At 69.5% G+C, this 8514-nt stretch carries 8 protein-coding genes; 1 reads left to right on the plus strand and 7 read right to left on the minus strand.

Annotated features, from left to right (window positions below; translation table 11 throughout):
• Positions 1-156: 156 nt before the first annotated feature.
• From Q0116_RS03385 to Q0116_RS03395, 3 genes are all read right to left on the minus strand, one after another.
• Positions 157-1311 carry a DUF63 family protein gene (locus Q0116_RS03385; protein WP_297885510.1) on the minus strand — a complete coding sequence of 385 codons (1155 nt, stop codon included), beginning with the start codon at positions 1309-1311 and terminating at the stop codon, positions 157-159.
• 81 nt (positions 1312-1392) lie between these two features.
• On the minus strand, positions 1393-1842 hold the full coding sequence (locus Q0116_RS03390) for an Lrp/AsnC family transcriptional regulator (protein WP_297885512.1): 450 nt from the start codon (positions 1840-1842) through the stop codon (positions 1393-1395).
• Positions 1843-1888: 46 nt separating this feature from the next.
• Positions 1889-2653 carry a 4-phosphopantoate--beta-alanine ligase gene (locus tag Q0116_RS03395; protein WP_297885514.1) on the minus strand — a complete coding sequence of 255 codons (765 nt, stop codon included), beginning with the start codon at positions 2651-2653 and terminating at the stop codon, positions 1889-1891.
• A gap of 133 nt (positions 2654-2786) precedes the next feature.
• Between Q0116_RS03395 and Q0116_RS03400 the strand changes: the two genes are divergently transcribed.
• Positions 2787-3023 carry a hypothetical protein gene (locus Q0116_RS03400; protein WP_297885515.1) on the plus strand — a complete coding sequence of 79 codons (237 nt, stop codon included), beginning with the start codon at positions 2787-2789 and terminating at the stop codon, positions 3021-3023.
• A gap of 54 nt (positions 3024-3077) precedes the next feature.
• Here the strand turns inward: Q0116_RS03400 and Q0116_RS03405 are convergent, their stop codons facing one another.
• The 4 genes from Q0116_RS03405 to Q0116_RS03420 form a co-directional block, all read right to left on the minus strand.
• Positions 3078-4778, minus strand: a complete 1701-nt coding sequence (locus Q0116_RS03405) for a methylmalonyl-CoA mutase (RefSeq protein WP_297885517.1) — start codon at positions 4776-4778, stop codon at positions 3078-3080.
• 81 nt (positions 4779-4859) lie between these two features.
• A complete protein-coding gene (locus Q0116_RS03410) occupies positions 4860-5678 on the minus strand; it encodes a universal stress protein (RefSeq protein WP_297885519.1) in 819 nt (272 codons plus the stop codon).
• Between the two features lie 110 nt (positions 5679-5788).
• On the minus strand, positions 5789-6238 hold the full coding sequence (locus Q0116_RS03415) for a universal stress protein (protein WP_121596203.1): 450 nt from the start codon (positions 6236-6238) through the stop codon (positions 5789-5791).
• A 70-nt stretch (positions 6239-6308) separates the two neighbouring features.
• Positions 6309-7847: a TrkH family potassium uptake protein gene (locus tag Q0116_RS03420; protein ID WP_297885523.1), complete on the minus strand. Its 1539-nt coding sequence runs from the start codon at positions 7845-7847 to the stop codon at positions 6309-6311.
• Positions 7848-8514 lie beyond the last annotated feature (667 nt).

Below are 8514 nucleotides of genomic sequence, written 5' to 3' on the forward strand. Positions count from 1 at the left end.
GTCAACTGTCTACAAGCGAGCAGTCGGGGCTTTGGATGTGTTCGCCGGCGCTCCACAGTCACCTACTTATAAACAAGCGACTGCGGCTTCGGACGTGTTCGCAACGCCACCCACGGGAATCCCTTATAAATAACAAACCGAAGCCGAATCGGCTACTTAAACGCCGAACGTCGCGCGCAGCATGTCCCGCGTGCCCGGGCCGAGTCCGACGGCGAGCACCGTGATGAGGAGCAGCAGCGTGTACCGCGGCGACTCCTCGAACATCTCGCCGTTGAACACCCAGACGACGAACGACGCGGCGACGAGCTTCACGAGGAGGAACGGCCACGCGTCGCCGGTGGCGGAGACGATCGACGCGGGCAGGAGCCGCCCCGTCCAGTCGACGATCAGCGAGTTCACGACGTGTTTCGGGACGAGGTTCGCGGTGCCGGTCAGCGCGGGCATCCAGTCGAGCCCGATCACGTTCGCGACCCCGTCGATCGCGTGCCCCCAGATGATCACGATCCCCGCCGCGCCGGTCCCCTGTCGGATCGTCGGGACCCGGCGGGTCGCCACCGCCCAGGTGATGGCGGCCGTCACGGTCGCGATGACGAGCGTCGGGACGAGCACCTGCGGGTAGAAGGTCACGTAGTCGGTCGTGATCGCGAGGTACGAGAGGTAGCCGACCGCGAGCGCGAGCCCCGCCGCGCCCGACGCGAACAGCGGGCGCGCGTAGTCGTCGACGACCCCGCGCCGTTCGAGCCCGTACGCCGCGAGGACGCACGCGAGCGTGAACAGGAACACCGTGAAGTAGATGAACGGGCTGATGAGGACCGCGCTCGCCGGGAACGGGATCAGCGGCTCGACGCCGGCGGCGGTCGCGGCGACGCCCGCGTCCTCGACCGTCCGCATCGCCCCGCCGAACAGCATGAACGGGAACAGCGCGTAGAAGAACCGGAACTCCGTGGCGATGTCGAGCCGGCGGAGGAGGAAGACGACGCCGATCAGCATCGCCAGCAGGATCACCACGTAGCTCACCGTCGAGAAGGTCGTGTACCCCGGGGTCGCGACCACCTCGCCGGCGTTCACGGCCGACTGACACGCCGCGCTGCTGTCGAGCAGTTCCGTCCCGCCGGCGTCGCGGACCGCACACTGCGCGCCCTCGCCGTCCGCGACGACCGGGCCCCAGAAGTAGCGCCAGAGGAAGCGGTCGTAGACCGCGCGCGGGAAGACGACCGATCCGACCGCCAGCACCGCCGTGAGGCCGCCGACGACCGCCGCCCACGCGCGCTCCGGCGACGGGTCGAACCCGTCAGCGACACCTGTGCTCATGGTCACCGTTGGGGGAGGTCCCGAGTTGAGCGTTCCGGTCCCGCGCGAGGGGACCGCGGCCCGCCGGCGACCTCCACCGCCCTACAGCGGCGGCCCGGGCTGCTCGTAGTCGGTGCCGAGGATCACCATCGTCTGCGAGCGCGAGAACCCGTCGGTCTCCGCGATCCGGTCGAACATCAGCTCCCGGAGGCGGTCGGTGTCGGCCGCGACGACCCGGAGGATGACGTCCCACTCGCCGGTGGTGAGGTGTATCTCGCGGACGCCGTCGATGCCGCGGAGCCGTTCGAGCGCGTCCTCCTCGCGGCCCTGTTCGACGCGCAGGCCCACGAACGCGCCGACGCCGTGCCCGACCGCCTTCGGGTCGATGTCGGCGTGGTACCCGCGGATGACGCCCGCATCCTCGAGGCGGCTGACCCGGTCGTGGACGGTCGCGCTGGACATGTCGATCCGGCGCGCGACCTCCGAGAAGGGGGTCCGCGCGTCCTCCTGAAGGATTCGCAGTATGGCCCTATCCGTCTCGTCGAGTTCCATACCGACCGATACGGGGGGCGCACGTTTTTGCCTTCCGGCGGCCGAGCTACGGGCCGTCCCCGTCCGCGAACGACCCCTCGCGGATCGCCGCCTCGGCCGCGTCGAGCGCTTCGGCCGCGTCGAACTCGTCGACGACCCGCTCCAGTTCGGCGGGCGTCGCGTCCGCGAGGTCGTTCGCGTGAGCCGTGACGTTCGGCACCGCGCGCAGGAGGTTGTCGACTATCGGCACGTCGGCCGTCCGCGGGGACCGGCTCCCGGGGTTGAGGTCGACCACGATCTCCGTCTTGCCCATGGCGTCGAGCGCGGCGGCGCGGTCGCCGTCCTCCAAGGGGACCACGACCACGTCGGCCGCCTCGATCCCGTCCGCGTCGACGACGCCGCGGGCGTGGTCGAGCCCGGGGATCTCGCCGTCGCCGGCGAGCCCCTTCACCTCGTCGGCCCCGTGGTCGCGGAGGTGGTCGGCGATCCGTCGGACGCGCTCGTCGGTGTGGTTGAAGAGGTTGACCTCGAGGTCGGCGTCGACCGCCTCGGCGAGCGCGACCGTCTCGCTCGGCGCGAGCGCAGCCACGTTGCCGTTCACCGAGATCACTGGATGGTCGGCGAGCAGGAGCGTCGCGGCCGCGGCGCGGGCAGCGGCGTCGGCGCTCGGGAGCGTGCGCTCGCCGAGGAGGTAGTCGAAGGCCTCGCCGCGTCCCTGCGCGATCAGTCCCTGCTTCGAGGTGATCCCCCGCTCGACGCCCGCCTCGATCCGGTGGCGCGTCACGAGCGACGCGTACCGGGGGTGGTCCTCTGGGACCTCCGTCTCCGTCATACCCGAGCGAGGCGACGGCCCGATTAAAATGGACCGTTCGCGGCCGCCCCGCGCGGTCGGCGCACCGCCGCGTGCGGCCGACGCGCCACTGCGCACAACTGTTAACAGAGGCCACGTCGTAGCGCAGCACGGGATGGACCGCACTGGCAAGTACACGGTCGTCGACGCGTGTAACGACCACGGGGCGATCACGCTCCGCGAGTACCCGCGCAACGGGACGCTGTACGTCGTCGAGTACGACGACCCCGACGTGGAGGCCGAGCTGTCGTCGCTCGACCCCGGCTCGGTGGTCGAACTCGACCTCCGGCGGGCGGGCCGCCGGGGGAACGCGTGGTGCGCGGAGGCGGCGAACCCCGTCGAGACGGCGTGACGCGCGGTCGACCCGACGAGACGCGCAGTCGGCCCGTCCTCGTTTTTCGCCCGGTCAGGCGACGCCGATCCGCTCCCGGTAGGTGCCGTACTCCGCCTCGAACACCGACATGACCTCGCCCATCGTCGCGTACGCCTTCACCGCGGCCACGATCGCTGGCATCACGTTCTCGCCGGCGTCGACGGCGTCGCGGAGGTCGTCGAGCGCGCGCTCGACCGCGTCGTCGTCGCGCTCGTCCTTCACCGACTCCAGCCGGTCGAGCTGGCGCTCGCGGGTGGTCTCGTCGATCTTCAGCAGGTCGGGGCGCGTGTCCTCGTCGATCTCGTAGGCGTTGACGCCGACGACCGTCTCGTCGCCCTCGTCGACCCGCTCCTGGTACTCGTAGGCCGACTCCTGGATCTCGCGGTGGAAGTACCCCTGCTCGATGCCGTGGAGGACGCCGTCGCGCACGGAGCCGTCCCCCATCTCTCTGATCTCCTCGATGTACGCCATCGCGTCCGCCTCGGTCTCGTCGGTGAGGCTCTCGACGGCGAAGGAGCCGCCCAGCGGATCGACGATGTCGGCCGCGCCCGACTCCTCGGCGATGATCTGCTGGGTGCGGAGCGCGACGCGCACCGCCTGCTCGGAGGGGAGCGCGAGCGCCTCGTCGAAGGAGTTGGTGTGGAGGCTCTGCGTGCCGCCCAGCACCCCGGCGAGCGCCTGGATCGTGACGCGCGCGACGTTGTTGAGCGGCTGCTGGGCCGTCAGCGACTGCCCGGCGGTCTGGGTGTGGAACTTCAGCTGCTTCGACGCCTCGGCCTCGGCGTCGTACCACTCCTCCATCACGGTGGCGTAGATCCGGCGGGCGGCGCGGAACTTCGCGACCTCCTCGAAGAGGGAGTTGTGCGAGTTGAAGAAGAAGGAGAGCTGGGGGGCGAACTCGTCGACGTCGAGCCCGCGGTCGAGGCACGCCTCGACGTAGGCGAAGCCGTCGGCGAGGGTGAAGGCGAGCTCCTGGACCGCGGTCGAGCCCGCCTCGCGGATGTGGTAGCCCGACACGGAGATGGGTTTGAACTTCGGCGTCTCCGCGACGGCGAACTCGATCGTGTCGGTCACCAGATCGAGGGACGGGGCCGGGGGGATCACCCACTCCTTCTGCGCGATGAACTCCTTGAGCATGTCGTTCTGGAGGGTGCCCCGGAGCTTCTCGCGCGGAACGCCGCGCTGGTCGGCGAGCGCGACGTACATCGCGTAGATCACCGGCGCGCTCGGGTTGATCGTGAACGAGGTCGACACCTCCGCGAGGTCGATGCCGTCGAACAGCACCTCCATGTCGCGGAGCGTGTCGACCGCGACGCCCTCCTTGCCGACCTCGCCGAGCGACATCTTGTCGTCGGAGTCGATCCCCATCAGCGAGGGCATGTCGAACGCGGTCGAGAGCCCGGTCTGGCCCTCGTCGATGAGGTAGCGGAACCGCTCGTTGGTCTCCTCGGCGGTGCCGAACCCCGCGAACTGGCGCATCGTCCACGTGCGGCCGCGGTACATCGTCGGGTAGACGCCGCGAGTGTAGGGCGCCTCGCCCGGAAAGCCGAGGTCCTCGTCGTAGTCGAGGTCGGCGATGTCGTCGGGCGTGTAGATCCGGTCGACTTCCCGGTTCGACACCGTCGCGAACCGCTCCTTCCGCTCCCCGTGACGGTCGAGGGTGGGGTCGAGCGTCTCCGCCTCCCACGACGCCTTCGCCTCGCGGATCGCGGAGAGCTCCTCGTCGTCGTACATACCGCCCGTTACCCGCCGGTCGCGTATAAATATTCATTATATTCTGAAAAGGGCGGGTGACAGTCGCAGCGTCCGCTCGCCTCAGCGCCCGCCGAACAGCCGCTCGCGGAGCGACCGCGCGGAGGGGCGTTCCGCGAGCAACACAGGGGTGTCGAGCCGCTCGACGGCCTCGAGCGCGAGCGACCCGCGGACGATCCGGGAGAGGAGGCCGCGCTCCGTCGCGCCGACGATCACGAGGTCGTACCCCTCGCCGACGCGACCGATCGCCGCCTCGACGTCGCCGGTCTCGACGCGCAGGTCGGCGTCCCCGAGGCCGTGCCCCTCGGCCCACCCGGCGAGGAACTCGCGGCCCGACGCCTCGCCGCCCTCGTCGACGACGTGGAGCAGCGAGACGTTCGCCCCGACGCCCTCTCGGAGCGCGAGCGCGACCTCGGCGGAGAGGTCGGAGGAAGGGCCGCCCGCCGTCGGCACGAGCACGTCAGAGAGGTTCAGCTGCTGACCGTCCAACACGAGGAAGTCGCAGGGGAGGTCGCTGGCCAGCTCGTCCAGCGAGCCCTCGACGCGCCCGCCGGCGAACCGCGCCCCGCCGTAGCCCATCACGACGGCGTCGGCGTCGTTCCGCCGCGCGGCGTCGAACACCTCCTCGATCCCGCGGTGCGAGAGGACCGTCTTCGTCGCGACCGGCGCGTCGAATCCCTCTGCGTCGTCGACGGCGGCCGAGAGCAGCTCCGCGGAGGACTCGTCGAGCTTCGCCCTGTTCTCCGCGGCCTTCTCTAACGACGTCTGGTCGGGGACGGTGACGACGTGGACCGCGAGGAGGCGGCCCCCCCTATGCTCGGCCAAGGCGCCGGCGAGCGCGACGAGCGCCGCCTCGGTCCGCGGGTTCGAAAGCGCGACCATGACCGTCGGTCGTCCCCCGCTGCCCGGCGTCGGTCGATCGTCGGCGCGTGGCATCGGTTGGGGTACGGATCAGCGCCCGTCTGAGCCGGCCCCACGAGGGCGGCGACGGCTCATTCGTCCGAATCCGCGCGGGGGAGCGCGACGACCGGCACCGGCGCGTCGGTCGCGAGCTCGGTCGACAGGTCGCCCGAGAGCAGTTGGACGAGCCGGTTCCCGCCGCGCGGCCGGTAGGCGATCGCGCTCGCGTCCTCCTCCGCCGCGGCGTCGAAGATCGCCTCGACCACGTCGCGTGCGTACGCGGTGTGTTCGCCCGCGTCCGGGAACACCGTCCGGACCGCGGCGTACGACTCGGCCGCGAGCTCCTCCGACTGCTCGACCGGGGTCTTGTCCGGGACGCCCTCGCCCTTCTCGACGACGTGGAGCGCGGTCACGCGCCCGGTCTCGTACGGTTCGAGCGCCCGCGCCGTCGCCAGCGCGTCCTCCTCGTTCGCGACCGGGAGGAGGACGTGAGCGAGCAGGTCCCGACCGCCGGTGTCGTCTGTCTCGTCGGTTCCGTTCATACGAGGTACTACGCCCGCCGCCGTTTAAGAAGGTGCCTCCCGCGACCGGGTCCGTAACACGGGCGCCCGCTCACCGCTCGTCGACGCCGGCGACGAACAGCGCGAGCACGGGGACGATCTCCAGCCGCCCGACCCACATCAGCCCGATCATCAGCAGCTTCGTCGTGTTCGGCAGGAACTCGTAGCTCCCGAAGGGCCCGAGCGGCCCGAGCCCCGGCCCGATGTTCCCGATGGTCGCGAGCGACGCCGCGAACGCCTGCGTCCCGGTGAGGCCCTCCCCGACCCGCGTCGTGTCGAGTTCGATGAACACCGCGGAGAGCGCGAACACGAGGAAGTACAGCAGCGTGAACACGAGGATGCCGCGGATCACGTCCTCGTCGACGACCTCGCCGCCGAGCCGCACCGGCCGGACGACGTCGGGGTTCGCCGTGGTGTACAGCTCGCGGTACAGCACCTTCAACAGGATGAGCCACCGGATGACCTTGATCCCGCCCCCGGTCGAGCCCGCGGAGCCGCCGACGAACATCACGAACAGCAGGAAGAACTTGGTCTGGGTGTCCCACTCCGCGAAGTTCGCGGTCGCGAACCCAGTCGAGTTCAAAAGCGACGCGATCTGGAAGGCACCGTGTCTGAGCGCGCTCTCCGTCACGCCCTCCGTAACCCCGCCGATACCCGTCTCGGGCGCGCCGCCGTAGAACAGCCCGACCGCGAGCACCGCGGCGAACCCGGTCACCAGCCCGAGGTACATGCGGAACTCGGTGTTTCCGAACATCTCTCGCGGGTCGTCGCGCAGCACGTACCAGAACAGCGCGAAGTTCACCCCGGCGATCACCATGAACGGGACGAACACCCACTGGACGACGGGCGAGAACGCCGCGATGCTCTCCGCCTGCGGGGAGAATCCTCCCGTCGGCAGCGTCGAGAAGCCGTGGGCGATCGCGTTGTACAGGTCCATGTTCGGCGCGAGCGGCGTGAGGCCGAGGCCGAACAGGATCGCGATCAGCGCGGCCGTGAACCCGGCGTAGATGAGCCAGAGCGCCCGCGCCGTCTCCGCGATCCGCGGCGTGAGCTTCTGGAGGCCCGGCCCCGGCGCCTCAGATTTCATCAGTTCCGCGCCGTTCACGGCGAGTTGGGGCAGGATCGCGACCATCAGCACGATGATCCCCATCCCGCCGAGCCACTGGGTGAGCTGCCGCCACATCAACACGGCGTGCGAGTGCCGCTCGAAGCTGATCTCCGCGGTCGCGGTCGCCCCCGTCGTGGTGAAGCCGCTCATCGACTCGAACAGCGCGTTCACCGGGTGTCCGAGCGCGGAGGGGGTACCGTAGCCCGCGATGACGTACGGGATCGCGCCGACGACCGCGGCCATGAGCCACGCCAGCGAGACGACCGCCAGCGCGTCTCTGGGGCCGAGGTCCGGTTCGTCGTCGAGCCGTTCCATTCCCGCGCCGACCGCGACCGCGATCGTCATCGAGACCGCGAACGTGAGCGCGTCCTCCCCGTAGATCAGCGCCACGACGAGCGGGACGCTCATCGACGCGGAGAGGAGCTTCACGATAGTCCCGGTGTAGCTGAGCGTCGCTCGTACGTCGACCGTCGTTCGTGTCACGAGTGTCCCTCAGAGGTTCCGATGTGCGTCGTAGCTTTCCGATGCGATAAGAAGCCGTCGGTAGGGGTCCGTGGATTCTTAAAAATCGTAAAAGACGGTGCGGTGGCGCGTGCCAGTGAGCGGCCGACAGGCCGCGAACCGCACGCGCGAGGGAGTCGATGGTCCGGAGCGAAGCGGAGGACCATCGACGAGGCTGGGGAGGCGTGAGGTGCGGTCGCCGTGCGGGGGTGGGACTCAAAGGGGCAGCCGGGAGGACGCCGCAGACGACGTAAGCACCGCAGCGAGCAACGCGAGCGAGGAGCGCAGCGAGTGTGCGGCGTCCTCCCGGCTGGGGCTTTGGAGGTGTTGGCGATCGATGAGCAGTTTATAAACTGTAGTGTCGTACAGCCGAGCGGCTGGGGCTTTGAAAATTGCCACCACAGAGCCGTCAGCAACACATAAAACGCCAACAGCAGCACGGCTCGATTGCTTATAAACGACCACTCCACAACTGTGTGATACCTACTCCCGGCATCGATCGCCTACAAGGCATTCGGTTTGAGAATCCAATTTAAAAATGAAGTTATATCGACGCCGACTCCGTCGCTCGAAGCTCGGCCGCCGAGGGACGCTACGACGTCCAGAACGCCTTCGTGAACAGCACGAGGACCGGGATGATCTCGATCCG

Source organism: uncultured Halorubrum sp., from assembly GCF_937146585.1.
Lineage (GTDB): Archaea > Halobacteriota > Halobacteria > Halobacteriales > Haloferacaceae > Halorubrum > Halorubrum miltondacostae.

Bases quoted from the DNA above. Each gene is read 5' to 3' on its own strand.
- Q0116_RS03385 (WP_297885510.1), bottom strand. From the start codon at position 1,311: ATGAGCACAGGTGTCGCTGACGGGTTCGACCCGTCGCCGGAGCGCGCG.
- Q0116_RS03390 (WP_297885512.1), bottom strand. From the start codon at position 1,842: ATGGAACTCGACGAGACGGATAGGGCCATACTGCGAATCCTTCAGGAG.
- Q0116_RS03395 (WP_297885514.1), bottom strand. From the start codon at position 2,653: ATGACGGAGACGGAGGTCCCAGAGGACCACCCCCGGTACGCGTCGCTC.
- Q0116_RS03400 (WP_297885515.1), top strand. From the start codon at position 2,787: ATGGACCGCACTGGCAAGTACACGGTCGTCGACGCGTGTAACGACCAC.
- Q0116_RS03405 (WP_297885517.1), bottom strand. From the start codon at position 4,778: ATGTACGACGACGAGGAGCTCTCCGCGATCCGCGAGGCGAAGGCGTCG.
- Q0116_RS03410 (WP_297885519.1), bottom strand. From the start codon at position 5,678: ATGGTCGCGCTTTCGAACCCGCGGACCGAGGCGGCGCTCGTCGCGCTC.
- Q0116_RS03415 (WP_121596203.1), bottom strand. From the start codon at position 6,238: ATGAACGGAACCGACGAGACAGACGACACCGGCGGTCGGGACCTGCTC.